The organism is Planctomycetia bacterium, from assembly GCA_015200345.1.
GTDB lineage: Bacteria > Planctomycetota > Phycisphaerae > UBA1845 > UTPLA1 > PLA3.
In genome coordinates this window covers 399,919-425,196 of record CP054187.1, presented here as the reverse complement: position 1 = coordinate 425,196, position 25,278 = coordinate 399,919, and the positions used below count along the sequence as shown (strand labels likewise).

20 protein-coding genes are annotated in these 25,278 nt (G+C 63.3%); 14 read left to right on the top strand and 6 right to left on the bottom strand.

Annotated features, from left to right (window positions below):
- Positions 1–11 precede the first annotated feature (11 nt).
- Positions 12–995 (bottom strand): Gfo/Idh/MocA family oxidoreductase, encoded by a 984-nt coding sequence (locus HRU71_01960; GenBank protein ID QOJ02321.1) that lies wholly within the window; start codon positions 993–995, stop codon positions 12–14.
- A 151-nt stretch (positions 996–1,146) separates the two neighbouring features.
- Positions 1,147–2,145: an NAD(P)-dependent glycerol-3-phosphate dehydrogenase gene (locus tag HRU71_01955; protein QOJ02320.1), complete on the bottom strand. Its 999-nt coding sequence runs from the start codon at positions 2,143–2,145 to the stop codon at positions 1,147–1,149.
- A gap of 506 nt (positions 2,146–2,651) precedes the next feature.
- Here HRU71_01955 and HRU71_01950 point away from each other — a divergent pair.
- Positions 2,652–2,969, top strand: coding sequence for a hypothetical protein (locus HRU71_01950; GenBank protein ID QOJ02319.1), 318 nt, complete (start codon positions 2,652–2,654; stop codon positions 2,967–2,969).
- An 811-nt stretch (positions 2,970–3,780) separates the two neighbouring features.
- Positions 3,781–4,143: a Rieske (2Fe-2S) protein gene (locus HRU71_01945; GenBank protein QOJ02318.1), complete on the top strand. Its 363-nt coding sequence runs from the start codon at positions 3,781–3,783 to the stop codon at positions 4,141–4,143.
- Here the strand turns inward: HRU71_01945 and HRU71_01940 are convergent.
- Both HRU71_01940 and HRU71_01935 read right to left on the bottom strand, forming a co-directional pair.
- Entirely contained in the window at positions 4,079–4,915 is an 837-nt protein-coding gene (locus HRU71_01940) for a tetratricopeptide repeat protein (GenBank protein QOJ02317.1), read from the bottom strand. The two genes, HRU71_01945 and HRU71_01940, sit on opposite strands and share 65 nt — an antisense overlap.
- 293 nt (positions 4,916–5,208) lie before the next feature.
- Positions 5,209–6,465 carry a DUF2029 domain-containing protein gene (locus HRU71_01935; protein QOJ02316.1) on the bottom strand — a complete coding sequence of 419 codons (1,257 nt, stop codon included), beginning with the start codon at positions 6,463–6,465 and terminating at the stop codon, positions 5,209–5,211.
- A gap of 85 nt (positions 6,466–6,550) precedes the next feature.
- On the opposite strand from HRU71_01935, the gene HRU71_01930 reads away from it, so the two are divergent.
- Positions 6,551–7,288 carry an HAD-IA family hydrolase gene (locus HRU71_01930; GenBank protein ID QOJ02315.1) on the top strand — a complete coding sequence of 246 codons (738 nt, stop codon included), beginning with the start codon at positions 6,551–6,553 and terminating at the stop codon, positions 7,286–7,288.
- 18 nt (positions 7,289–7,306) lie between these two features.
- On the opposite strand, the gene HRU71_01925 is transcribed toward HRU71_01930, so the two are convergent.
- Entirely contained in the window at positions 7,307–9,301 is a 1,995-nt protein-coding gene (locus HRU71_01925; protein QOJ02314.1) for an SEL1-like repeat protein, read from the bottom strand.
- A gap of 242 nt (positions 9,302–9,543) precedes the next feature.
- On the opposite strand from HRU71_01925, the gene HRU71_01920 reads away from it, so the two are divergent.
- The 11 genes from HRU71_01920 to HRU71_01870 all read left to right on the top strand — a co-directional run bounded on the left by HRU71_01920 (position 9,544) and on the right by HRU71_01870 (position 22,957).
- Complete coding sequence (locus tag HRU71_01920; GenBank protein ID QOJ02313.1) at positions 9,544–10,449, top strand: sugar phosphate isomerase/epimerase; 906 nt, start codon at positions 9,544–9,546, stop codon at positions 10,447–10,449.
- Positions 10,450–10,453: 4 nt separating this feature from the next.
- Complete coding sequence (locus tag HRU71_01915; protein ID QOJ02312.1) at positions 10,454–11,512, top strand: DUF1570 domain-containing protein; 1,059 nt, start codon at positions 10,454–10,456, stop codon at positions 11,510–11,512.
- Positions 11,509–12,402, top strand: coding sequence for a bifunctional 5,10-methylenetetrahydrofolate dehydrogenase/5,10-methenyltetrahydrofolate cyclohydrolase (locus tag HRU71_01910; protein QOJ02311.1), 894 nt, complete (start codon positions 11,509–11,511; stop codon positions 12,400–12,402). The genes HRU71_01915 and HRU71_01910 overlap by 4 nt, the downstream gene beginning before the upstream one ends.
- A gap of 234 nt (positions 12,403–12,636) precedes the next feature.
- Positions 12,637–13,503, top strand: coding sequence for a VWA domain-containing protein (locus HRU71_01905; GenBank protein ID QOJ02310.1), 867 nt, complete (start codon positions 12,637–12,639; stop codon positions 13,501–13,503).
- Between the two features lie 51 nt (positions 13,504–13,554).
- On the top strand, positions 13,555–14,424 hold the full coding sequence (locus HRU71_01900) for a MotA/TolQ/ExbB proton channel family protein (protein QOJ02309.1): 870 nt from the start codon (positions 13,555–13,557) through the stop codon (positions 14,422–14,424).
- A gap of 39 nt (positions 14,425–14,463) precedes the next feature.
- Positions 14,464–14,901, top strand: coding sequence for a biopolymer transporter ExbD (locus tag HRU71_01895; GenBank protein QOJ02308.1), 438 nt, complete (start codon positions 14,464–14,466; stop codon positions 14,899–14,901).
- The gene (locus HRU71_01890; GenBank protein ID QOJ02307.1) at positions 14,898–15,371 is read left to right on the top strand and encodes a biopolymer transporter ExbD; all 474 of its coding nucleotides are present in this window, start codon (positions 14,898–14,900) and stop codon (positions 15,369–15,371) included. The genes HRU71_01895 and HRU71_01890 overlap by 4 nt, the downstream gene beginning before the upstream one ends.
- Complete coding sequence (locus tag HRU71_01885; GenBank protein QOJ02306.1) at positions 15,371–18,058, top strand: tetratricopeptide repeat protein; 2,688 nt, start codon at positions 15,371–15,373, stop codon at positions 18,056–18,058. The genes HRU71_01890 and HRU71_01885 overlap by 1 nt, the downstream gene beginning before the upstream one ends.
- Positions 18,055–18,906 carry a hypothetical protein gene (locus HRU71_01880; GenBank protein QOJ02305.1) on the top strand — a complete coding sequence of 284 codons (852 nt, stop codon included), beginning with the start codon at positions 18,055–18,057 and terminating at the stop codon, positions 18,904–18,906. Before HRU71_01885 ends, HRU71_01880 begins: the two co-directional genes overlap by 4 nt.
- Before the next feature lie 53 nt (positions 18,907–18,959).
- On the top strand, positions 18,960–21,713 hold the full coding sequence (locus HRU71_01875; protein ID QOJ02304.1) for a hypothetical protein: 2,754 nt from the start codon (positions 18,960–18,962) through the stop codon (positions 21,711–21,713).
- A gap of 8 nt (positions 21,714–21,721) precedes the next feature.
- On the top strand, positions 21,722–22,957 hold the full coding sequence (locus HRU71_01870; protein QOJ02303.1) for a glycosyltransferase family 4 protein: 1,236 nt from the start codon (positions 21,722–21,724) through the stop codon (positions 22,955–22,957).
- Between the two features lie 105 nt (positions 22,958–23,062).
- Here the strand turns inward: HRU71_01870 and HRU71_01865 are convergent, their stop codons facing one another.
- Complete coding sequence (locus HRU71_01865) at positions 23,063–25,210, bottom strand: tetratricopeptide repeat protein (protein QOJ02302.1); 2,148 nt, start codon at positions 25,208–25,210, stop codon at positions 23,063–23,065.
- Positions 25,211–25,278 lie beyond the last annotated feature (68 nt).

Genomic DNA, 25,278 nt, shown 5'->3' with positions numbered 1-25,278 from the left:
ATCGCGCGGAGTCACCGCGACCGCGCCATGCGGTAAAGGGCATCGACCGCGTCCATGACTGCGAGCGCGTCTTCGATGCGGACGCGCGGGGGTCGCCCATCGGAAATGGCGGCGGAGAAATCCTGGACGGCCGATTCAAAGCAGTCGACGGAGGCGGGCTGCTCGTCGATCTCCATGACATCGCCGGGCTTGCGGAGCATGGTGCGATACCGCGGCGCGGCCTGCAACGTTCCGTCAGCGATGAACGACGCGGATTCGCCGTAGACCTCGATTCGCCCGCCGTAGGCGTGCGTGCAGTAGGAAGTCTCCACCGCGCCGACTGCTCCGCTTTGGAATGAGAGTTCCGCACGGGCGTCGTCCTCCACCGGGTAGTCAAAGCACAGATTGCGCACGCGGCCCGCAGTGATTTGCATTGGCCCCCCGCATTGAAGCATCAGGTCCAGCGCATGCGGGGCAAGGTCCATCCAGGCACCGCCGCCGGATCGCGCCGGGTCGAGTCGCCACAAGTCGCCGGGCGGATAGAAGAAACCGATGTGAATGCGAATTGATAGCAGTCGTCCAAGTTCGCCGATCCGTATGAGCTCCAGCAGCCGCTGATTCGCCGGGTGAAATCGCTGCTGGTGCAGCACCGAAAGCGTTCGATCGGCTTTTTGTGCCGCATCGGCCATCGCGCACGCTTCTGCCGCGGACATGGCCAGCGGTTTGTCGCAGAGCACGTGTTTTCCGGCATTCAGGCATTGAATGGCTGTCGGCGCGTGCAGGACATTGGGCAGGGCGACATAGACGGCGTCCACCGCGGGATCACGCAGGAGATCATCGAGCGAGCCGTATGCCGCGGGCGCGCCGAACCGGCCGGCGAACTCACGAGCGCGCGAGAGGTCGCGCGAACAAAATGCATGCAAGATCGCATTTTCCAGGTGAGCAAAGACCGGCGCGACTCGCCGCTGCGCAACGCGGCCACAGCCGACAATCGCCCATCGGATTGGAGTCGCCATCGGCATGTGTCGGCTGGTTGCCCCTTTCCAAACGGTTGATCCAATTGGCAAGATTTCAGACCGGCTGGTCGAACATCGGAGGTCTCATGGTTTCACCGGACCGGCGCGGACTCCTCGGTGGGTGCGGTATCGACCGGCAAACGTCATCGCATTACGTTTCGCCCTTGAGCCGGCGCGTCATCAGCTCGCTAAGCGTCGCGATCACATCCTTGCCCTCGAACAATACGCCGTAGACTGCCTCGGTGATCGGCATCTCGACGTGATGTTGCCGCGCCAATTGATAGACGCTCCGCGTCGTCGGGATGCCTTCGATGACCGATGGGGTCGCGGCGATGACTTCTTCGTACTTTTTCCCCCGGCCGAACATCTCCCCGGCAGTGCGGTTGCGACCGTGCGGGCTGACGCAGGTCGTGACCAGATCGCCCAGTCCCGCCAGGCCCGCGAAGGTCTCGCGTTTTGCGCCCAACGCGACTCCCAGCCGCGTGATCTCGACCAGGCCGCGGGTCAGCAGGGCCGCCTTGGCGTTGTCGCCCGCCTTGAGGCCGTCCACGATGCCGGCTGCGATGGCGATGACGTTTTTGGTCGCGCCGGCCAGCTCCACACCGAGCAAATCGTCATTCGTATAGACACGAAACCACTGGGATGAGAAGGCTTCCTGAACGCCCGCCGCGAGATCGGCATCTTCGCTGGCGGCGACAATCGTGGCCGGCAGGCAGCGCGCCAGCTCCATCGCGATGTTCGGCCCGGAGAGCGCCGCCACCGGACAGGAGCCGATCACGTCCTGAATCACCTGCGTCGGACGGAGCAGCGTGTCGTTCTCGATGCCTTTTGAGACGCTTGCCACCGGCAGCCCCGCAGGATACGCCGGCGCCAGTTGTTTCCACACCGAGCGGACATACTGGCAGGGTACGGCTGACACGACCAGATCGGCATTGCGAAACACGGCTGCCGGGTCATTCGTGAACGACACGCGCTCGGGAATGCGCAGACCCGGCAGGTAACGTTTATTTTCCCGCGTGGTTTTCAGCGCCTCGATGTGATCGCGGCTCACGCCCCACATGCGAACGTGCAAGCCCCGGTCGGCCAGCATGACGCTGCATACCGTGGCCATCTGCCCGTCGCCGATCATTGCCACCTGTTCAAAGGCCATGAGCGTATTACACCGGGCGAAGGGGCGTGAAGCAATGAACGTCCCTTGCGTGGCCTCTGTTCTGACTCACCATTCAAAACAGAGTCAGGTATCTTCTGATGGTTCTTGTGAGAGGTTACAAAGCCATTCTTGATCGGTTTCTTAAGCCGGCGACCGCCGGTTAGGTACTTCGCGGAATCGCCCGGGCGGACCCAACCTGAAACGCACAAGGCCGATCCGGACGATAGCGGTAACCGGACACGGACCAGCGGTGCCATTGAATCCGCCTGCTCCGTTTAGCGTGCCAAAAACAAACCGCCCCCGTTTCAGCTGTTCGCTGGGATAGCTGGGTGAAAACCGCGCGCTGCGCCCGTGCGTGGGCGGCCCGGATTCCACTAACCAAACCGTTCCGGCTTGTGTCTGAACCACTGTCCCCGCATCGCAGGGATCGCCTGTGGGTTGGCCACCCGCAGCGCCGTAAACGGCCAAGTCGGCGAAGACTCTGTCGTTTGCAGGAGATTTGAGACATGAACAAGCGTATGAGAGTGATGGTACTGGGGGCCGTCGCCGCGCTGGCGGTGAGCACGGTCGGTGCGGCCACGGCCGAGGCCGATGGACGGTGCGGCCCGCGTCGAGGCGGCTATTCGTACTCGTACAGCCGTTCCTGGTCGGATTACGGCCCGAGGTATTATGCGCCGCGGTATTACCCGCCGGTGCGGACTTGGGGCTACTCGCGGTCGTGGTACGATTGCGGTCCGCGATACATTCGCTCGCCGCGGCCGGTGGGCTTCTCGTTCAACTACAGCCGGGGCGGCTGGGGCCGCGGGAATCGCTGCGGCTGGTAAACAGGTTCGGTTGAAGAGTCGATTGAGCAACAAACCTTGCCGGTGGCGCGTGGTGTGTTCCCGCGCCGCCGGTTTTTGTGGTACGGTAGAAATCGAAAAAGGCCCGGGCTTTGCGCCACGGGCCTTTTTCTTGCCGCACTGGAGAGAGGAGAGGGAAGTTAGAAGCGACTGACCGCTGCTACAGTTGAATCGGGCCGAAGATCAGGCTTAGGAATCCAGCGAGAATCTCCCAGATTCCCGACAAGAATGCCTGAATGGTGCCCAACAGATCGAAACCTTCCATTTTTACGTTTGACTCCTTTTGTCCCAGCGTGATGCCTGGTTACGGTCCTCCGGCACGCCGCCGGATCGACGCCTGGTTGAAGAGCAACCTCCGTGCCAGGTCAAGCAAAGGCCTACGAGACCTCGCCATACCGGCATCGGTCGACGAAAATCGGCAGAGATGGGCAATAGTCCCCTGATTCCGCCGCGATGGTTCAGAATTTGCCCGCACTCAAGCGTCCCAGTAGCGATTGATCGAGGCGAATACGGACACAAGGGAGCACAGTGCCTTCGCGCGGCGAGGGAAGGATCGAGAGGACCGGGAGACCACCCCGGGCGCGTCGTTCCCGTGCGGGCGGGAAGCGGATGACCTGCCATCTTACAAAATTCTGATCGCGTCCGGAGCAGTCGGTGCCTAAGCCCGAACGACCCGTACGCCCCATTTCCCCTGCCGACGAGAACGTAAACCGCTGCACGAGGATTGAAAATGTTATAGAATTTGTTGCAGTGCGACGGCAAACGGTGTCAGGATTTGCCAAGAGAACTCTGAATGGACGACACACAGTGGACACGTCTGTTGCCGGCCGATGCTCTGCGGGCGGGGACGGTGAAGTATGTCGAGGCGGGCGGTTTGGAGCTGGCGGTTTTTCGCTTGGTCAAGCCCGATCGTTATTGGGTCACGGCGAATTCCTGTCCGCACGCGGGGGGAAATCTGGCGGCGGGGCAGGTGGAAGGGCGCGAAGTAACATGTCCATGGCACTGCTGGAAGTTTGATCTCGAAAGCGGCCGGTGCACGCTCTCCGAGACCGTTCACCTGCGCCGCTACGAAACGCGCGTTGACGGCGGCTTCATTTGGGCGCGGTTGGATCAGCCGCTGCCGCCCGGCCCGCCCAGTGGCGCAGGTTCTGACTGAAGCGGCTCGTTGCGTCGCTTTGATTCTCGGTCGCGTTCTCCCATTGATCCAGCGCATTGATTGCGCCGCGGGCGTCTCCCGACCACCATCGCACCAAAGTCAGAACAAACAAGGCGGCGGTGTCCTTCGGATTCGCGATCGTGTGCGTCTCGAGTCGCTCACGTTGCGCCCGGAGATTTTCAGGGCTGTCATAGCGGGGCAGCAGGCGATACGTCAGGTAGTCGTCCGGAGAAAGGAGAATCCCCTCGTGAATCGCCTTCGCGGCGCGATCGTATTGGCCCAGCGCAAACTCCGAGACGCCGATGTTGAAACAAACGTGGGCATCGTCCTTCACCCATTCTCGGGCGCGAAGAAATTCGCCACGGGCCTCTTCGTAACGACCTTGCTGGAATGCGATTTCGCCCCGGCCAATGGCAATGCCGGCTGATTTGGCGGCCTCCAGTGACGCGGTGCGCCCAAGAGGAAAAAACCCACGCGTATCACGGACGGGGCGGGCAGGCAGGGCCGTCGGCATGCTGGATCCCGCGGGAGACGAACGTGGGATCATGCCGCCGCCCGCGACGCCGATCGGCCGAAGAGTCGTGGTGTTCATGTACGTGGTGATGGGCGGTTCCCGCACTGGTGACACGTAGGCGGGTGCGGGATTGTACAGCGTTGCGAGCGGGGGCGGCGTATTAACTTGTGTCGGCCGGTTGACATCATATGCGCCGGGACTGAAGATGAGATTGCTCGGTTCGTTGGAATAAACGTACGAGGGTGACGTGACGATCACGGTACGGTTTCCACCGTTGGGGATCCACGGTCGGCGGCCGGTGTTGTTTAGAAGAGTAGCCGCGAGATTCCGCAGGATGCCGCGTCCGCCGCGATCTTGGGAAGGCTTGGTTTGGGCTACGGCGTTCGAGGTCCGACCACCGAGCATCGACGTTGCGACCAGGACGGCGACCGAAAACCGGAATCGATTCGACGAGTGCATGAGTCCTCCGCTACAAGTCTACCCTGCGAAGCCGGGCGAATTCAATCGGATTGCTTCGTTTTGAGTCCTGAAATGTGTCTTGCATCGGGTCGTCAGGGTGCGGGGGCCAGCCAAGCCGGCAGCGGGGCGGGTATGGCTATCAAGACGCCCCAGGTCTGCATGGCAACGGACATCGCCATCAGGATATAGGTCGTGCGACTGGGGCGCGGACTCATGCCGGCCATCATCAGGAGCAGGAGAATCGGCAGGTAATCCAGCGCGAAGCGATGCCCGAACTGCCAGAAGCCGGAGTTGAAGTACGAGAGCAGCGGCAACAGGCACAGCGCCATGGCAAACCATGCGTCGCGCAGCCCGACCTGGCGGTGTGGCGCTCGCAGCGAAACGAAAGCGTATATCAAGGCAGGGGAGGCGAGGAACAGGCTCAATCCGCGCGGATCATAGGTCAGCCGCAGGACCGGCTCGGTGGCGATCCAGGGCGGGGCAAGGAAGAACCAGAACGCGTTTCGCGGAATGAAGTGCGGATGAAACTGGCCGTACTGGGCCATCAATCGTTCGCCCATTCCGGTGAGCAGCATTCTTGAGTAACCGAAGTCCAGCGGGTCGCCGAAGCGCGCGGCGTTGTAGACGGCGAGCATCAGTCCGCCAGCACCGATCGGCATGAGCGCGCGAGAAAGCGATAAGTAATCGCGTGAACGCACCCACGGCATCAGGAAGAATACGCCGCAGAGCGCGGCGGTCGGTCGGGTCAGGAGTGCTGCGGCGATGCACGCACCGACGACGGTGGGGCGCCTTCGGCCGCAGTGTTCAGCCGTGCCTGCGAGCATGGCTGCCAGCGCCACGGCATGGGCATAGTGCCAGTCGCCGCCGAATTGTGCGTTGTGCCAGGTCGCCGTTCCAAAGGCAAAGAACAGCCCCAGGGCGGCGCGTGCGATCGGTGTGGGCGGAGGTCTGCCGAGCAGTTTCGCAGCGCGGACGACGCAGAGGTCGAACACGGCAACGTTGACAACGCTTACCACGCGGCATGCCAGTTGCGTCGTCACCGCGCCGACGCCAAGCAGCGCGACAAACGGCATCATCAGGATCGCCGGCAGAGGCGGATACGCGAGAAAGAGCCGCTTTCCATCCGGTCTGGGGATGAGTTCCTCCAACACGTCGAGCGGCGCGGTCGCGGTTTCGACGGACAAGCGTCCCTCCAGAAAGGCCGCGGCGAAAGGAGGAAAGCGGCCGCCTGTCTTGAACACTTCGCCGGTAAATCGGGGCGTCAGGATGTACACGGCCGCGGCTGTGAGGATCAGCGGGATGCGGACGCGCCAGAGCTGCGCGGCAGTGTTGTGCGGCGTGTCGGACATCGGGCGGATTCCATTGGCCGCAACGGGTGCTGTCAAGCGGCTGGAGCAGGGTGAAGGCGGCGGTGGGATCGGTCGATAAAGGGGCATGGCCGTCACAATCTTGAAACGAGCGAACCCGATCGCTGCGCAGACCGCTTCCGCGGTGTCGGGATTAAATATCGACGTATTTCTGTTTGATGTGGACGGCGTCCTGGCGGACACGGCGGACCTTCACGCCGCGGCCTGGCGCGAGGCCGCCGAGGAAATCGGCATTGAGATTCCCGCTTCCGTCATTCCGTTGCTGCGCGGCCGCTCGCGGGAGGACTCCCTGCGGCTAATTCTGGGCGAGCGCGAACTGCCGGCAGAGGACTTCGAGCGCGTGATGGATCGCAAGAACGGCCATTACGTTTCACGTCTTGAAGGGCTGACGCCCGGCGACGCCTTGCCCGGAGCGGCCGAGTTGCTGTCCGATCTTTCGCATGCCGGCGTTCGATTGGCGGCCGTGTCGGCCAGCCGGAACGCGCGCACGGTGCTGACCCGCATTGGATTGATTCACCGGTTTGAGCGCGTCGTGGATGGCCAGGTTGGGCTGCCGCGCGGGCAGACGAATCGATACGCCCACGCTGCCGTTGCAATGCGATGCGATCCGGCGCGGTGCGTGGTCGTGGAAGATTCGCAAATCGGTGTCGAATTGGCGCGCGGTGCCGGGATGCGGGTCATCGGACTAGGACGAGCCGTGCGGGATTCGCATGCGGACCTGAAATTGGACAGCCTTAGCGCGGTACGAGTGAGTGATCTTCCGGCGATGTTCCGCGCGGGTGTGGCGACCAGGTCCGTCATTTAGCAGGATTCGGCAACCAGGTCATGAAGCGGGGGAAGGTGACAACGGGAAAGCCGAGTACCAACCGGGAACCAGCATGCGCGGCTTGGTGAACGGCGGCAGGCTCGGCATCGCCTTGATGTCGCAGGCTTCTTTCACGCCCAATCGGCACGCGGCTTCGAGGAATCGCCGCGATTTGACGGGGTCTTTCGCGACGCCCAAACCGCGGTCGTACAGGAAGGCAAGATACCAGCAGCTTTCTGAATCGCCATAGACGCTCGCCTGCACGAGCGTTTGTTCGATTCCCCCGGGAACATACGACGGCGCGTCGGGCAGCAGTGCAATGCGGGCCAGGCCTTTGGCCGCGTAGAGATCGTCCTTTCCACACCGCTCATACAGAGCGATCGCTCGCGCCAAGTCGCGCGGCCTCCCGCGACCGGTCTCGTAAGCCTTGCCCACGAGGAAACACGCGCCCACACCCGGCTCGGCGTCGCAGACTGCCTCAAGCAAATCCAGCGCATGGTCCACGTCGGCGTCGGATTTCCACTCTTTCAGAAAGAGAAACTGAATCACCGTGTTGGCGCAGCCGTCGACGTTGCCCAATTCGCAGGCGCGGGCGAAGTGTTTCGCGGCGGCGGCGTGGTTCTCGCGGACGATCTTGCCCTCCATGCAGATCAGGCCGAGTTCGTTGTAGGCGGCGCCGGAATGCCCCCCTTCCGCCTGCGCGCCGGCCGCGAGGACGAGGCTGTGCCCGGCGTGCATGCGGTTTTCGGCGAAGGCTTTCTTCCAGAACGGGATTGAATTGCCGGGGTGGGGCGCTTCGATATAGCCTGTTGCATACATTCCGCCGAAGACCGCGGCCCAGCAAGCCATGTGGGCAAGATTGAGTCTGCGCGGCGGGAGGATCGACTCCCATCCTTGATTGAAGCGCCCGAGGATGCCGCTGCGCGTCAGCCTTTCAATCATCGGAACACACAGGTTCAGGATCGGTACGGGCAGGAGCTTGTCCCAGAAGAGAGGCACCTCGTAAAGATCAAGCATGCGGAACAACACGAAGTAGCCGATGCCATACAGCGCGCCGAAGATCACGCGTCCGAGGTTGGTTCGCGGAGACGTCGCGGGGTCGGTGATGAGCAGGTGCAGGCCGAGGAAGATCGGCGCGGCGATGTTGACGTTGACAAAGTAGTACAGCCCGGTCGCCTGTGTGTACCCGAGATTGAGAACGATGAGCATGGACATCGCGGCCAGCGTCATGAGCGTGACATGGAACAAGTACTGGACGAGCAGGCCGCCGAGGAAAATCACGATCAGCATGTGCGGCGTTTCGAACGATGCGGCGATCTGCTTGCCCCATGTCAGCTCGTTCGTCGTGCCCGTGAAGATCAGCCCCAGCGCAAAGAGAAACTGCCCGAAGGCCGACGGGTTGAAAATGTGCGTCCGGCGACCGTTTCGCTCCCACGTGATGAACTGCTTGGCAAGCGCACCGAGTGCGACCATTGCGAACTGGAAGAAATACCAATCGTCCTTGAACCAAAGCAAGAGGTTCGTGCTGAAGATGATCGGCAGGGGTCCGAAGCCGATTCGCCAGGTTCTCCCGCGGCTCCAGGTAATGAGCGCTTCGAGGATGTAGAGGAACACCACCTGTGCGAGGATCAGCGGGAATTCGAGGTAAACTTCGGGCGCAAACCAGCCCCACCAGATCAGAATGCAGAACTGCACGAAGGCCTGAACATAATGCGAAGAAACAGGGACGAATTCGACGGCCAGCGCCTGACCCCTTCGACGTGACAGGGCCCAGAGGATCAACTGCCAGACGGCCATCAGCCCGGCGGCGGCGATGAAGGTCCAGCCGAGACGGGGGTTCTCCCGTGCCCGCGGAAGGAAGGTAAACAGCAGCAGGCCAGCGGTAAGGATCGCTGGAAGTTTGACGAGGACCGCCTGGGCGAGTGTTCTCGCCGGGAGGACGGCGGTCATCACGGTCGCGCCCGCGGCGTCGCGATTGGTTGAAAGCTCGATGTTGGCAGGAGTTGAACTCACGGTTATACGCCGGTCGGCTGCCTATATGGTATTGGATTGCACAACCAGTCGGCAACCTGTTGCCGATTTGTGCCAATAAGATGGGCGTTCCGGGCATCATTCAAGCGGTGCCGCGAACGCTTGTCGGCTATCCGTGGAAGCTGGCCACCGATTTGATTCAATGCTAGGATTGCCGACTGTTCATTGCCGCAGGATGTGCAGGATGCGCGCAGCGGCATTTGATGGATCGAATGGAGCACCGAATGAAACTGGCGTTCAGCAGCGTCGGCTGTCCGGGCTGGACACTGGCCCAGATGGTCGAGCGGGCCAAGGAATACGGCTACGAGGGAATCGAGCTGCGCGGACTTTTGGGGCAGTTGCATCTGCCGGTTGCGCCGGAACTGGCGTCGAATCCGGGCAAGGTATCGCAACTCATGCGTCAAGCGGGCGTTGAGCTGATCTGCCTCGCGTCGTCCGCGGCCTTTCATATGCGCGACCCGAAAGAGGTCGCTGCCAATCAGGCCCAGGCGCGCGAATACATCGACTTGGCGCAGCGGCTGGAGTGTCCGTTTGTACGGGTTTTCGGGGCCGAGATTCCCAAACGCCTTCTGGGCTACGAACGGCGCGAGGTCACGCTCGGCCGCATCGCCCAGGCGCTGCGCGAACTGGCGGCATACGCCGAGGCACGGCGCGTCACGGTACTGATCGAGAACAGCGGCGATTTCACCGACAGCGCCGCGATTTGGTACCTCGTCGACGCGGTGGAATCGGTGGCAATGCGATGCTGCTGGAACCCCATGGCGGCGCGGACGCGCAACGAACGGCCGACGGTATCCATCCCGCGGCTCGGTTCCAAGATCGGTCTCGTGCACGTGACCGACGCGAAGTTCAGCGGCACGTGCTTCGAAGGGTACGCACTGCCGGGGCAAGGCAACGTGGAAATCGCGCGGATGGTGCAGTTGCTCAAGGGCATCGGTTACCTGGGGTATCTGGTTTTCGATTGGCCGAAACTCTGGACGCCGTCACTGGCCGATCCGGAAAAGGCTTTCCCGGCCGCGGCGCAGTACCTCAAGAAGCTGCTGGACGAAAAGCCCGTTGCGATGTCCGCCTACAAGGGGGACAAGTACGCGCCGCGGCAGGGGCATCAACTTGCCGGCGCGGGGTCATAAGTTCGTGACGCGGAGGTGCATCGCAGGCTTGACGGGCGCGGCGGCGCTGTTGTTTCCGCTCGTCGGATCGTCTCAATCGCGCAGTGCATTGAGCGATTCGGCACATCGCGATCCCATCGCAAGCAGTCAGGCGGCTGCATCGCCGCTGGATTCTCTTTCGGCGGCGCTGGGCAGCTCGTTTCGGCGCTATCACACCGAACACTTCGAGATGCTCTCCGATTGCGATGCCGGCACGGTTCGTCGCGTGCTGGAACTGGCGGAAGACACGTTTCGAGGTGCGTCGCGTTTTATTGCCAAACTCGAATTGCCGCATCGTCCGCCGGCAGGCCGGATGCCGATGCTTTTGTTCGAGCGATACAGCGGCTACGAACGCCATGCCCGGCTGGCCGGTTTCCCCGCGAGCGAATCCGTGCCGGGGTACTTCGACGAAGCGACGGGAATTTGCGCGCTGTTTAACTTCGCCAATTCAACGGCCGTTCGAACGCAGCGTGACCAGTTGTGGCGGCGGGAGCGCGAGCTTGCGTCGCAGAATCGGGCCAGCAACGAGTCGAATCACGCGGCCGCCGGACCGGCGCAGAAGGCGCTGGAGGCCGCGCGCCGGGCACTGGAAGCAGCTCAACGAGCCGTGATCGCGACAGTCGTGCGTCATGAAATCGCTCATCAGGTCCTTGCGGCAACCGGTGTCCAATCAACGAGCGCGGGGGCGGCTCGCTGGCTGATCGAGGGAACCGCGATGCTTTTCGAAAACGCCGACGGACCCAATGCGTACCGGCTGGCGGATGCCATGGCGATTCCGGCGGGCGAACGGCTGGCGTTGTTTCGACGCGTGGTCGGTGATCCGCGCGAGCTTGGCCCGGGCGCGGCGGGCGCGTCAGCAGCGTATGCGTCGGCGTGGGCGTTGGTTTACTATCTTGCGGAGACCCAGCCGCGCGCGCTGGTCGACTTCTTGACGGCGACGCGGACCGGAGCGAAAGACCTGGACGCATTTGAACGCCGTTTCGGGGAATTGGATGCGGCGTTTGTGGAGCGCGTTTACGCCTTTCTGGAGGCACGAAACCCTTGACCGCACAGATCATCGACGGCAAGGCCATCGCGGCGACGATTCGCGCCGAAACGAAGTCGGCCGCGGCGGCGTTGCGTGCGCGAGGCATCGTGCCGAAGCTGACGGCGGTGATGGTCGGCGACGATGCATCCGCGGCTGCGTATGCCGAGTCGCAGCGCAAGGACGCAGCCGGGGTGGGCATTGAGTACGAGCGTGTTGCGCTGCCTGCCGGTGCGACCGAGTTGGATGCGATCCGCGAAATCGAGCGTTTGAATCACGACGCGTCGGTGAGCGGGATCATTCTGCAAATGCCGTTGCCCAAATCGTGGGACGCGTTCACGATCCAGCAGCGAATCGCGCCGGCGAAGGATGTCGAGGGCGTGGGGAGTGCGAATCTCGGACTCCTTTTCATGGGGCGCGAGGCGCTGGTCCCTTGTACGGCGGCGGCGGCGTTCGCCTGCCTCAACTCAACCGGCGTGCCGATCGAAGGCCGCGATGCCGTCGTGGTCGGGCGCAGCGTCATCGTCGGCAAGCCGCTGGCTTTGTTGCTGCTGCACGCGCATGCGACGGTGACGGTCTGTCACACGCGCACGGCGGACCTCGCGGCGCACACGCGCGGCGCAGAGATCCTCCTGGTCGCGTCCGGCGCCGCGGGGCTGATCGGCGCCGAGCACGTCGCGCCGGGGACGATCGTGATCGACGTCGGCGTGCACCGGGTCAGCGTGGTCGCAGCCGACGGAACGCATCAGAAAAAGACGATCGGCGATGTACGGTACGATGAGGTCGCACCGCTGGCCCGGGCGATCACGCCCGTGCCCGGCGGAGTCGGCCCGGTGACGGTGGCCATGCTGCTGGCCAATACGCTCCGGGCAGCCGAACGGGCCGCGCGGACAGCTGATTCGCGCATATAATCCGTCAACATGTCGCGTTCGCAGTCCCATTGTACTCCATCAGATCCCGCCGGGGCCGATGCGCGCGCGGCACTGCGGAACCGGCGTGAGGCGCTGCATCGCCTGCCCGCGCGACGGGGATCCTGGGTGGGGGCCGCTTTCGCAAGCGTCGCAATCCATGCTGCGGGCCTGCTCGGCCTCGCGGCGGCGACCTGGTCGTTGGCGCGTCCAGGGATCACCGAGCGAGCTTATTCAGTGGAATTGACTGATGGGATCGCAGACTTACCGGCGGTGGGATTCCATTTCGCCGGCAAGGCGGAGCAAGCGGCTCGCGAGGCTCAACAAGACGCCCCTGACGGCCCGACGCTGAACGATCTGACCCACGATGCGTTGCCATCGGAGCGAACCGCGTCCATCAAGCCGTTTCTGGCTGCCGGCGGCGCCGGGCTGGACGAACTGGCCGTCAGCGCGATCGGAGGATCCGACGTTGTCCCGGTCGGGCGAGGTCGCGGCGGAAGTCAAGGCGACGGCACCGGACTGGGCGAGCGCGATGTCACCGGGAGGGCATCGGTGGGCAGCCTATGGGGCGTCGGCGAAGGTCAGGCCGCGCAGTCCGTTGTGTACGTCATGGATCGCAGCGGGTCGATGGGCGACGCCTTCTCTGCGTTGCAGCAGGAGTTGATGCGCGCGATCGGTTCGCTCGGTGCCGACCAGCAGTTCAACGTCATCTGGTTCAACGATGGTCGGCCGACCGAGCTGTTCGAGCGGCTTCGCTGGGCCACGGCGGACAACAAGCGCGACGCGTTTGATGCCATCAAGTCGGTGGTGCCGCGCGGCCAGACGGAGCCGGTTGAGGCGGCGCGGCGGGCGCTGCAATACAAGCCGGATGTCATGTATCTACTGTCGGATGGCGATTTCGGGGATCAGAACTCCAAGCTGCTAAGTACGATCGCTCGGATGAACCGGGAGCGGCGTACGACGATTCACACAATTTTGTTTGCGAACGACACAATGGACGAAGGCGAGCGCATTTTGCGGCGTATTGCGGAAACCAATCGCGGGACTTACAAACACGTCTCGGATCGCGCATCGCGCGAACAGGCTTCGACGGCGTTGCCGTGAAGTGCCGGTGCGCGACGGGGCGAAACGACACCCGGAAGGACCCACAGCGGCATGAACCAGACACGATGGATTGGAGTCGCGTTATGCGTCGCGGCGATGTTCGGCGGCACGGCGTGGGCGCAGGACCTCGGCGATGGCGGCGCGACGCCGACGGCGGCCGCCGGTTCGCGAACGCTGTTCAACGTGATAGTTCACGGGGCGGAATGGACGGGTCTGATCATCGCCCTGATGTCGCTGGCGACGGTGACGATCATCGTCGAGCAGTTTGTGAGTGTTCGTCGGAAATCAATCGCGCCGGAAGGACCGATCGAGCAGATGCGTCAGATGATCGAGGCGAGAAAGTTCAAGGAGTGCATTGAGCAGCTCAAGACACAGCGAAGCATGTTCGCCGACGTGCTGGAAGTCGGATTGCGGCACGGTCGACACGGTTTTGAGGCGATGCGCGAGTGCGCCGACGAGCGCGCCGGGGTCTGGACCAGCCGATTGTTCCGGCGCGTCGAGTATCTGAATGTGATCGGGAACCTCGCGCCGTTGCTGGGGTTGCTGGGAACCGTGCTCGGCATGATCAAGGCATTCGGCGCGATGCAGGACACGCACGGCGCCTATCGCCCGGAGGACCTCGCGGGCGGAATCAGCCTGGCGCTGGTCAATACGTTCCTGGGGTTGAGTGTCGCGATTGTGGCGCTGGGGTTCTTTGGCATCTGTCGCAACCGAGTCGATGCCCTGACCGTGTCGGCTCATGCGGCGGTGCTGGATCTGCTCGAATACTTCCGGCCGGCGGCGATGGGTTTCGGGGCGGACGCGCCTCGACCGGCGCCGCCATCTCCCGGCGGTGGCGGCGCGGTCCATGCACCGCAAGTGGCCACAGCCGGCGGTACGGCGGCGTCTTCGGCCAAGCCGCAACCCGTTGAATCGCGCTGATTCGCCACCGATTTTTCGCGAATTAGAAGGCTCCTCGACATGATTCGCCGACCACCCCAACCGACCGCCCTGACGCTGAACCTTGCTCCGATGGTGGACGTGATGATGTGCCTGCTTATTTTTTTCATGCTCGCCACCAAGATGGTCGAGCGGGAGAACGTGCGGATCGACCTGCCGGCCGCCGCCACGGCGCAGGACGCCGCCTCGACGGAGTTCGGCAATCGCGTCGTCATTGGGATCGTCGCGGATGAGCGCGGTGAGCCGACGTATCAATACCGCGGCGAACCGGCATCGCTCGAGGACGTTGCGCGTCGATTGAAAGCAGCGGGGGCCATTGATCCCGAGCTGAACTGCGTGATTCGTGCCGATCGTGCGCTCGAGTATCGCCACATTGAGGTGGTGATGCGCGCTTGCGCCGAGGCGAACATCCGTCGAATCACGTTCGCGGCCGCGCGGCGGGAGGAGCGACGCTCATGAACCGCCGCGGATTCCCGATTGCGCATACGACCGTGCCGAATCTTGCGCCGATGGTCGATGTGGTCATGGTCATACTGATTTTTTTCATGCTGGGAACGAGCTTCGTGCTCACCGAGGGTTTCCTTTCCACGCGACTGCCGGCGCAGGCCGGACCGGGCGGCGCGGCGCAGATCAGCATCGTGCCGGCGGTGCGGATTGAACTCGATCGCGGCGAGGGTGCGGGGTGCGGCATCCGCGTGATGGGCCAGTCGATTCGCGATGGAGACTTCCCGGCGCTGGAGGGATTTCTCCGGTCGCGCGTGGAGGCGGGCGCGGATTCGCAATCGCGCGTCGTGATTCGCGCGGAACCGGCGGTTCGATACGAGCACGTCGTGGCGGCGATGGACGCTGCCCGGCGCGCGGGGTTCGCGCGCGTTCAGTTTTCGGTGGATCGCGGGCAGGCGGCCGCGACGGTAGACGGGCCATCCTGATGGTGCGAGTTTTCCCGATCCATGAGCGGCAACGTGTGCGCGCGGTGATCGCGCTGGCATGGGTGACTGCGTTGGTTTCGTCCAGTCCGATCATCGCGCAGGACGACCCGGCGATCGAAGCAGGTCGTCTCACCGGCGAGGCATATCGACTGATCCGCGCGTTGTCCGATCGGGGGATGCCGGAACTGGTGGCGGAAGCGGTGAAGAATCAGCCGGCACCCTTCCGAATTCACGTGGCTCGCGCGTATCGACAGGCGGCGGCAACCACGCATACCGATTCGGTTCGCAGAGATTTTCTGATTGCCTCCGAACGCGAATATCGACACTTAATTGCGCGGGATCCCGGAACGACCGCCGAGCGCAGCGAATGGATCGAGTTTCATTTCGCGGAATGTCGCGTTGAACTGGCGGATCTGCTCCTGAAACACCGGCTGGCGCCGGAATTGGATCGGCTGGAGATGACCAGCGGCCTCGCGGGTGATCGCAAAGCCCTGGATGCGGGGCTGGCTGAAGTGATCGATCTGAATCGCCGGGCGGGGCAGGGTCTGTTCCGGCTGATGGATGCGAAGCGCTTGACGGAAGAGCGCTTCATGCTGCTGGGTTTGACGCAGCCGCTGCGCGCGCTGGGGCAGGCGCAGCGGACCGGGCTGGCGTGGGCGCAGTTGTACCGTGCGACGGTGACGGAAGCCGATCCCGCCGCCCGTGCGGCAAGGGCGAATGAAGCGTTGGCGGCGTTTGATGCATTGAGCCGGGAATCCGACGATGCGAACGAGCGCCTGGGGGCCCTGATCGGGAAAGGAATCGCGTTGCGGGAGCTGGCTGCGTGGCAAGAGGCCGAGGCGGTGCTGAAGCGAGCGGTCGATTCTCCTGCGCCGATGGATCTGTCCGTGCGCGCGCAGCATGAGCTGGGCCGCGTATTGCTGGCTGCGGGGAAGTGGGATGCCGCGCGGCGCGTGTTCGGGGCCTTAGCGAAGGCGCCCGTCAATCGAGGGGACTCGGGCGGCGCATTTTACATTCGGCTGGCACCGGTGTTGCACGCGTGGTCGTGGATGGTTGAGGCCCGGGCGATGATTCGGGATCGCACCGCGGGTGGTTCGGATCAATCAGGGAGTTCCATAGCGCGGGCCCCATCGGAGACGTTCGAGACGCTTCGGGATCACGCCATCGAGGAGATGGAGAACGTTGCCCGTCGAGGTCCGGCGTGGGAGGCGCTTGCCCGCGTCTACCTCGAACGAATCGTGCCCGCCACGGCGGAGCCGGAGACTTTGTCCGACGCATCGCTTCGCCTGGCTGCGGAGGAGCGGCTGGCGCGCGGGGATTTCGCGCGGGCCGAGACGTTGCTGAACGTTCTCGTGGAACGCCGGCTGGACCCGTCCACGCGCGATGCAGCCATGTTTCATCTTGCGCTTTGTCAATATAAATTGGGGCGGCCGCGGGATGCCTTGTCGCTCTTTGAGAAGATCGGCGACGGTTCAGACGATCTCGTCGCGGCGCAATCCATCGAGCAGGCTTATCGGATCGCGCGCGAGCTGGCGCTGGCCGGCCGCCGTCCGGAAGACTGCCGCGTGCTGGCCCGCGCATCGCAACGTTTGGCAACACGGCTGCCGAAGCACGACCTGGCGGAGGAAGCGCGGTATTCCGCCGCGTTGGCGTTGCAGGAGACGGGGGATTGGGAGGGGGCCGTGGCGGCGTTTGCACGGATCCCACCGTCGTCGTCGTACCATCTCGGCGCGATCCGTGGCATCGCGGCGTGTCGTCAGAGGTTGTTCGACCAGTCGCGGGAAACCGGCGATGCCAGTCTTCAATCCGTGGGGAAGGAAGCGGCAGCCGCCTGGCTGGCCTACGCCGAAGCGAGTCCGCCGGATAAGCCCACCGAGGATTCCCGGCAGGCGCGCCTTGTCGCGGGCCGCATTCTTAGCTCCGACGGCGTGGCGGCATTCGACGAAGCGCTGGTTGCGCTCGCGCCGCTTGAGTCGGAAATAGACGTGCTGGCGCTCCGCTGGCGCTGCCTGCAAAAGCTCGGTCGAAATTTGGAAGCGTCGCAGGTCATGCAGAAAATTCTGTCGACGCCGATCCGGCCCGGGGCAGGAGACGTGGTGAAATCGCTACTCGATGATATGGGCGACGAAATCACTCGATACGACGTTGCCGGTCAGCGCGAGAAAGCGGCGCAGCTTGCAGGGGATGGTGTGCGCCTGGCCGAACGCTTGACCGGGTTGTGTCTGTCCCAGCCGGAGTATCGCGCGTTGGAGGTCGTGGCGCGGTTTGCCTGGGCGCGGTTTCTGGCCGATGCCGGGCGAGCGGATGAAGCCCTTTCGCAGCTTGAGCAATTGATGCGTCGTGCGCCGCAACGCGGCGATTTTATTGCATGGTCAGCCCGGCTGTACGAGGCGCGGGCCGAATCGGCCGATGCATCACAGCGTGAGCGACTGGCGGATCGCGCTGAAGCGCTATGGGGTCGTCTGTTGGAAGACACCGCGCTGCGCGACGTGAACCCGGTCTTGTACTGGCAGGCAAGGTATTGCTGGCTACGGCATCAGCTTCGACGGGGTCGCGCGCGGGACGTGGTGCGCGGCATCGCCAGCGAGCGAGCGTGGTATCCGGATCTTGGTGGGCCGCCGTGGCAGGCGCGGCTGCTGGAATTGCACGACGAAGCAAGGCGGTTGTGCGAAGTGAGCGCACCATGAAGCGGTGGTGGAGTGTCATCGCCTGGGTCATACTGCCGGCTTCGTGTGCCTCGCCGCCAGTCTCGCCGGTGCAGGAGTGGGCCGCTCCTGTTCGGACGGAGCCAGGCGCCACTGCGGCGAGAGAAATGTTCGATCAGGTGGTCGATGGGACGTTTTCGTTTGACGACGAGGCGTTCTATTGGCTTTGCGCGCACGCCCGATCCTCCGCGGCACGACAGGAATTGCTGGCAGCCGCATCCGAATCATCGACCCCAATCCGGCAGTTGATGGAGCGGCCGGCGGATTTTCGCGGACGACCTGTGGTGGTGGAGGGGGTTCTGCGGAGTCGGGAGGAATATGAGATTCGCGCGCGGCCGGAATTGGGCCGCCTGACGCAGTTGGAACTCTCGGTGCCCGGTTCGCATGCCATCGTTACGATTGTCTGCATGGAGCAACCGGCAAGGATGCCGATCGGCTTGCCGGTACGGGCGACGGGATACTTTCTGAAGTCGCGCATGTTTCGCACGGCGGACGGCCAATCCGGCGCCGGCGTCGTTGTGGTGACGAATGGAATGGTCAGCGTGGCATCGACGTCGGATCGTACCGCGGAACGTTCCAGTGGCGTTTCCATGGCAAGCGAACGCTGGGTCGTTCTCGCAGTCGCGGTGCTCCTCGTGGCGTGGCTGGGGTTGCGGCGACGGGTACGGCAATCGCCGCGACTCATGCCGGCAGCGCGCGACGCCCGAACAACAAGCGACACCGTCGGTGCGAACGACCGCGACTTTGAGTGGATGCACACTTCTTCGACCGATCAAGGCGCGGGTTCGTCTCATCGCGCAAGCGACTCCGCGTCGCGGCGACCCTCCTGATTGGCGACGTGGGTTCGATGCGTTTATGATGATTTCCATGCAGACGCCGGATCATGTTACCGCAGCTTGAGGCATCGATCATGAGGGTTCGCAGTTTCATTCTTTTCGCGTTCGGCCGCAACGCAATGACGGGGCTTGGGAGAAAGAGCCTCATCGGCGCGTTTCTTCTTGGGGTCTCGACGCTGACTGCAAGCGCCGGCAGCCACTACGAAGTAAACTGGATTCCGATGGGGTTTGCGCAAATCCCCGCCGGCACGCATGAACAGAAATTCATCCTCCCACCGAGTGCATCGGGTCATCTCCCGCTGGGCATTGTGATGGTCAGCAGTCGCCCGAAGAAGGCCGTGTCACAGCCGCCGGTGGTGGGGTCAGACCAGCCGCTGACGGTGGAGCAGCAGATTCCGGCGAAGCTGAAGTTCACGATCGGGACGAAGGCGTTGCCCGATTGGGATTTGCAGGATTACAACACGGCGTACGTCATCAATTTGGGTGACGTTCGCGCCAATCCAGGGTTTGAAAACGGGAACCTGACGATTCAGGTAACGCTGGAGAGCGAGGTCGAAGGCATCGCGATTCCGATGGTGGCGATGCCCGACGTGCTGGTGCTGCCCGAACGCGCTTCTGGGCCGCTGCTGGAGCTGATTCAGGAGACGCCCGATCCGGTCGCGAAGCAGTTTCTTCAGGCGCTGTTCTTTGATTTAGGCGGCGACAAGATCAATGCGCGCAAGTCTTACGAAGCGCTAAGCCAGTCGGACAACGAGCGCATCGCGCGAATGGCGCGCCGCGGGTTGCGCAAGCTGGCCTACGACGGCCGGCCGCACAATCCGTCGGGCAATCTCAACGAGCGATACCGCTGGGGTTTGTATCTTCAGCAGGCAGGGCTTTATTCGCAGGCGTTTAACGAATTTGACGAGGCCCGCATCATTGATCCGAAGCATGCCGACAGCTTCTATCGCGCGGGTGAAATGGCCGAGCGCATGAACACCGGTCCGATCAAACTGCTTGATTACATGCAGCGAGCCGGTTACGCCGTCGGGTTCCAGGAGCCGGCTGTTTGGTACGCGCTGGTGATCATCGAACGCAAGCGCGGCGGCACCAAGCTGTCCAATGCCGATCTTCGCGCGATCAAGGAGCATTGGCTGCTCGGCGCGGCCATGATCTGGGGCGCGACGGGCGGACGGCTTCGCATTGCGACAACATTCTACGAAGTGCTGGACTACGAACCGCGGGAGTATGTGACGTATGCCGAGGGGCTGGAGGCGCCTGCCGAGGATCTCATCGGGCGGCGCGGCTGGTTCGACAGCGTCATCAGCATCCGGCCCCGGTTGCCCGAAGAACAGGGCAAGCCGAGCATCACGGTCGGTCCGGATCAGGGTCCGCGCGGGGCTGCGCTCTCGGCGACGTACATCGATTCGACCTGGCCGCAATACATGCGATTGTGGTACGAACATTACCTGTGGGCGATTCGCGCGGGAGAAGTGATCTCCGCCGTGCCGGACGGCGAAGCGCTTTCTGCATGCGGCACGCAGCCACCGCATAATATCGGCACGTCGGTCCGATCGGTGATGCGCTATCACCTCGCCGGTGACGAGTGCATGCGGCCGCGCATCGCCGATACACCCGTTCCCGGCGGCTACGTCGACCTGTGGCAGATCGATGGTCCGTATCCCGTGAAGGACACGCCGCCCGCGGAAGGCCCGCCGCAAAAGCACGTGCTCGATCCGTTGCCGGCCGCCGCGCCGGAGAAGACCATTCGCGTTAATGCGGAGACGGACTTCATCAATCTAGCGGAGGTTTTTCCCGGGGCAGGCTGGGCGCTGGCCCGCGCGACGGCGTGGGTTTATTCGCCAGCGGATCAGGACGTGCGCATGTGGATTGGTCAGAACGACGGCGCAGCTGTTTGGCTGAATGGTGCCTGCATCCATCGGGGGGACTACTACTCGGCACATAAGTTCGCGGATCGGAATCTGGTGGACACGGTGGCGTCGTACGCCCCGTTGCGCGCCGGGTGGAACGAGCTGACCGTGGTGGTCGAATCGTGGCCCGCGCCGCTGGACCGAGGCTGGGGTTTTTCGATTCGCTTTAGCAAGTGGAACAACGAGCCGGTGCCGGGGCTGGCCTATCTGAATTCGCCGCCGTCCAGCGAGCGGGTGCCGGTTCACTCGCCACCGCCGGCGGGGGAGCACTATGACTGGCGGGCGGTTCAAGACGATTTTAGAGATAAGCTGCCCGCACTGAAAACAGAGGACATTGAGCGCATCACCGGGTTGTCGGGGGTTCGATTCGCCGGCACGCAGGATGCCAACGGCGGATACTTCGCGGTGATGGCCAGCGGACAATCCAACAAGCCCGGCTATCGCGCGATGGACGGCGTGTGGGACTCCACGCGCGATCGCGATGTGGTCGTCAACAACGTGCTGGACTGGATGCGTGAGTCGTGCTGCCTGCTTTCCTATCAGAAAGGCGGCGTCGAACGAGCGCTGTTGTTTGTGAAGCCCGAGGCGGTGGAAATTTTCGGCCGGTTGCTGGCCGAGCCGGCGGAGGCTCGGATGGTCTTTGGTGACCGTACAATCCTGCAACGTGCGCTGGGCCATGTTCGAGCGCCGGCTGGAACGAGCGAGCGACTTGTTTTCGTGTTCGATGTCATCGTGGGGCCGCCTTCCGGATGGCCCGCCGATGAGGAAGATCTCCTCGACCCGATCTCGCCGGTGTTCGTGCCCAATCCCAAAAAGGTCAAGCCGAGTCTGGAAGGGCCGCCCGGAACAGTCCCGGGCGCGGCTCCGTCGGCATCGCCCGTTTTACAATGAGTTCAGCCGTGCAATCCAGTTGCCCGCGGGTTCTGACGCGTTCGCAGCGCGCGGTGTTGGCGTCGCGCTGCGCAGTGGCGCGGCGGGTCGTGGTCTTGGCGGTGCATCACGAGTCATCGTCTGGACCTCGGTTGCTCGGCGGGGCAGAGAAGTACCTGCTGGACACGATCGACGCGCTGCTGGAGGCGGGCGCGGATGTGCAGGTGGCATACAGCGGGGCAACCATCTATCACCCGCTCGTGTCGCATTGGGGACCGTTTCGGCTGCGCGTTGAGAACGTGAACTGGATCAACGCGGATTTGCACGGCGATGACGTAGACGATCCTGCGACCCTTGCCGAAAGAATGGACTGGCTTGCGTCGACGCGCGCCGCGACCGTTTTCGTGGTGCAGCAGGCGTCGGGAGCCGCGTTTCGCGCGTCGATCATCGCGGCGCGACGGCTGGGCTTGCGCGTTGTCCAATCCGTCCGACAGCCGCCTGCGCCGTTGGCCGGAGCAGGATTGTTCGGATCACTCTCGCCGTGGCGGCGTCGAGCGGTGGCGCGCGTGCGGACCGCTGCCGCCGCGTGCGATGCGATTATCTTTAACAGCCGTCGCGTCCGCGACGAGTACGCTCGCCTGTATCGCTTGCCTGCCGATCGCTGCCGAGTGATCCACAATGGCGAGTGCGTTCGTGTGCGGCCATCCGCGGCGACCAATGGCCGGCGACTGGCGGTGGTAGGACGGCTGACGCCTGCCAAGGGGGTGGACATCGCGCTGGACGCCTTTGAACGAATTGCGGACCGTTATCCCGATGCGACGTTGACGTACTTTGGCGACGGGCCTCTTCGGGCGGACTTGGCGGCGCGATCAAACTCGGCTGGATTGAGTGAGCGCGTGCGGTTCGCGGGGTACGAATCAAATCGCGATCGGATCTATGCGGCGACGGACGTTTGCGTGTTGGCGTCGCGGCGAGAGTCGATGTCGAATGCGACGCTGGAGGCCATGGCGCGGGGCATCCCTTGTATCACGACGGATGTCGGCGGACAGACGGAACTGGTTGAAGCAGGGGTGACGGGCTGGGTGGTGCCACCGGAAGATGTTGCGGCGCTGGCCGCCGCGATGGATGAGGCGCTGGGCAATCCACGCCTTGCGTCCGACCGGGGAGACGCGTCGCGCCGGCGCGTCGCGGCGAATTTTGATCGCAATCGCCAGCGCGAGATGACGGTTGCTTGTGTGCTTGGAATGCCTGATTCGTTCATCTGAAGCAGTTTAGGGCTTCCTTTGGCATTACGCCGACTTTAGCGTTTGCCTTACCAACATGGCCGCCCATTGCCGCGGCCATGCCGCCTGGGTTTTCAATGCCGCGCTTCAGGAGCCGGTCAGCCCGGCGGGGGGCGGGAGATCGGGTCGGCCGCGCTTCGCGATGGTGTAGTGCCGTTGAGCCTCTTCCCGGCGGCCTTCGCGCGCGAGGATGCTTGAAAGGTGGTAGTTTCCGATGGCGTGATCCGGTTGAATCCGTATCGCCTCGTTCAGGTCCTGTCGCGCTCGCTCGATCTGCCCGCTTTGTAAAAAGACATTTGCGCGATTAACATGAGCATCCACGTACTTCGGATCAATCCGGATCGCTTCGCCGTAGGCCGCAAGCGCTTCTTCCGAACGACGAAGCCTGAAGAGCGCGTTTCCCATGTTGTAATGCGCGTCGGGCAGATCGGGCCGCAGCGCCGCGGCTTTCTTCAGGCAGTCCAGGGCCTCCTGTGCGCGGCCGAGTTCCAGCAGAACGCTGCCGAGATTGTTCCACGCGAGCGGATTCTCGGGGTAGGACTCGACGGATGCGCGAAGATGCGACTCGGCCTCCCGCGCGCGGCCGACGCGCTGGAGAATCGCGCCGAGGTTGCTTCGCGCTTTCGGAAAGTCAGGTCGCAGGGCCAGCGCCTGCTCGTAGTACTCGATGGCTCGCGGATAATCGCCTTTTAGCGTCCACGCCTTGGCGAGATTGGTGAGTACGTCCGGTCGATCGTAACAATCAGGATGTGCCAGGGATTCGACATAACAGGTGATCGCCTCGTCGAGCCGGCCCTGGCGCTGGTACTCGGCGCCGAGATTGTTGCGGGCCATCGTGGCGTCGGGATTCTTCTTGAGCGTATCGACCCAGAGCGTGACGAGGTCGCGGTACACGCCGGCTTGTCGAAAGGTCAATATGCCGAGTATGAGGCATGCAAGGCCGGTCGCGACGCAGGCGGGCGTCGAGCCGAGCTGCATACGCCGAAACAGCCATGCGCCCCCGGCGCAGATGAAGACAATCGGGCCGATGCTCGCGAGATACTGAAAGTGATCGGCGACAAAGGAATAGCGCATGGGAAAAACGCTGACAAATCCCAGCGCGGGAAAGAGCGTGCCACCGAAGAACAACGCCGCCGTCAGGGGGCCGCGCCCCGCTCGCCGTACCAGGACCACTAGTATGCCCACCAGAAGCACTGCTGCCATGGGAAAAGCCCATTGCAAGGCGCTCGCCGCATCAAGTCGCCAGCGGGGATAGATAAAGGTCAACGGATGCGGCCAGAGCAGCTTCCAGAGATAAAACCAGACGGCACGGCCCGCGATCAGCACGCGCTGGGCGGCAGAAAAATCCAGATCAACGAACTTGGTGCCGACATGATGCGTCTCGACCCAGGCAGTGATTCGCCCTGCGGCAGCTCCCAATGCGAGCATGGGCAGCATCGCGATGAGGGTTCGCCGACTGATGCGGCCGGTCTTCCACCAATAGACGAGCAACAGCGCGGCGGGCAATGACGCCGTGACGGTCTTGCTAAGTAGTGCCAGGATGAAACATGCCAGCGACAGGATGTAGTACTTCCAGTTTGCGTTTGGAACAGTCGCCTCGTTCATCAAGGGCCGGTGCGACAGGGCCGTGCTACGCATCGAATCCGACGTGTTCGCGTCGGCTACGCGGCTCGTCTCGTTTGGCGAGAATCGAATAAAGTACCAGGCCGCAAGCATGTAAAAGAAACCCGAGAGGACATTCTTTCGTTCGGTGATCCATGCGACGGATTCCACATGGACCGGGTGCAGCGCGAAGATCAGTGCCGCTGCGGCGGCGCCCGGCACACGCAATTCGCGCAGAATGCGCCACAGCATCCATGCTGTTCCGGCGTGAAGCAGCACGTTGACGAGGTGGTAGCCGTGCGACCAGTGGCCCCAGATTTGATTTTCCACCCAGAACGTGGTGAACACGAGGGGGTAGTATTGCGGTGTCGCGCCGATTTCAAACCAGATGCGCCACAGTCCAGCCGCGCGGTTGAGCGTCTCGTTGTTCAGGATGTAGGAATCGTCGTCCCAGATGAATCCACCGGCGATGGCGCGGGCGTAGACCAGCAGCGTAAGAGAGACAATCGCAAGCCCAATGATGATGGCTGCGAATCGGGGCGATGGAGCAGTACCGGCGATGTGGATCGAGGTTTCATCGCCGTCCGCCTCGGCCTGTCGGTGTCTTGGATTTGTGCGACGTCGGCCGGTCATGGCATGTAGTTTAGGGCAAGCCGGGTGAATGGGGCGCTGGAACATACGCCGCTGCATTGCATAGGGCG

Coding starts and splice junctions, on each gene's coding strand:
- HRU71_01865 (QOJ02302.1), bottom strand. CDS start 25,210: ATGACCGGCCGACGTCGCACAAATCCAAGACACCGACAGGCCGAGGCG.
- HRU71_01960 (QOJ02321.1), bottom strand. CDS start 995: ATGGCGACTCCAATCCGATGGGCGATTGTCGGCTGTGGCCGCGTTGCG.
- HRU71_01950 (QOJ02319.1), top strand. CDS start 2,652: ATGAACAAGCGTATGAGAGTGATGGTACTGGGGGCCGTCGCCGCGCTG.
- HRU71_01930 (QOJ02315.1), top strand. CDS start 6,551: ATGGCCGTCACAATCTTGAAACGAGCGAACCCGATCGCTGCGCAGACC.
- HRU71_01890 (QOJ02307.1), top strand. CDS start 14,898: ATGAACCGCCGCGGATTCCCGATTGCGCATACGACCGTGCCGAATCTT.
- HRU71_01955 (QOJ02320.1), bottom strand. CDS start 2,145: ATGGCCTTTGAACAGGTGGCAATGATCGGCGACGGGCAGATGGCCACG.
- HRU71_01875 (QOJ02304.1), top strand. CDS start 18,960: ATGTTACCGCAGCTTGAGGCATCGATCATGAGGGTTCGCAGTTTCATT.
- HRU71_01920 (QOJ02313.1), top strand. CDS start 9,544: ATGAAACTGGCGTTCAGCAGCGTCGGCTGTCCGGGCTGGACACTGGCC.
- HRU71_01880 (QOJ02305.1), top strand. CDS start 18,055: ATGAAGCGGTGGTGGAGTGTCATCGCCTGGGTCATACTGCCGGCTTCG.
- HRU71_01935 (QOJ02316.1), bottom strand. CDS start 6,465: ATGTCCGACACGCCGCACAACACTGCCGCGCAGCTCTGGCGCGTCCGC.
- HRU71_01900 (QOJ02309.1), top strand. CDS start 13,555: ATGAACCAGACACGATGGATTGGAGTCGCGTTATGCGTCGCGGCGATG.
- HRU71_01895 (QOJ02308.1), top strand. CDS start 14,464: ATGATTCGCCGACCACCCCAACCGACCGCCCTGACGCTGAACCTTGCT.
- HRU71_01885 (QOJ02306.1), top strand. CDS start 15,371: ATGGTGCGAGTTTTCCCGATCCATGAGCGGCAACGTGTGCGCGCGGTG.
- HRU71_01945 (QOJ02318.1), top strand. CDS start 3,781: ATGGACGACACACAGTGGACACGTCTGTTGCCGGCCGATGCTCTGCGG.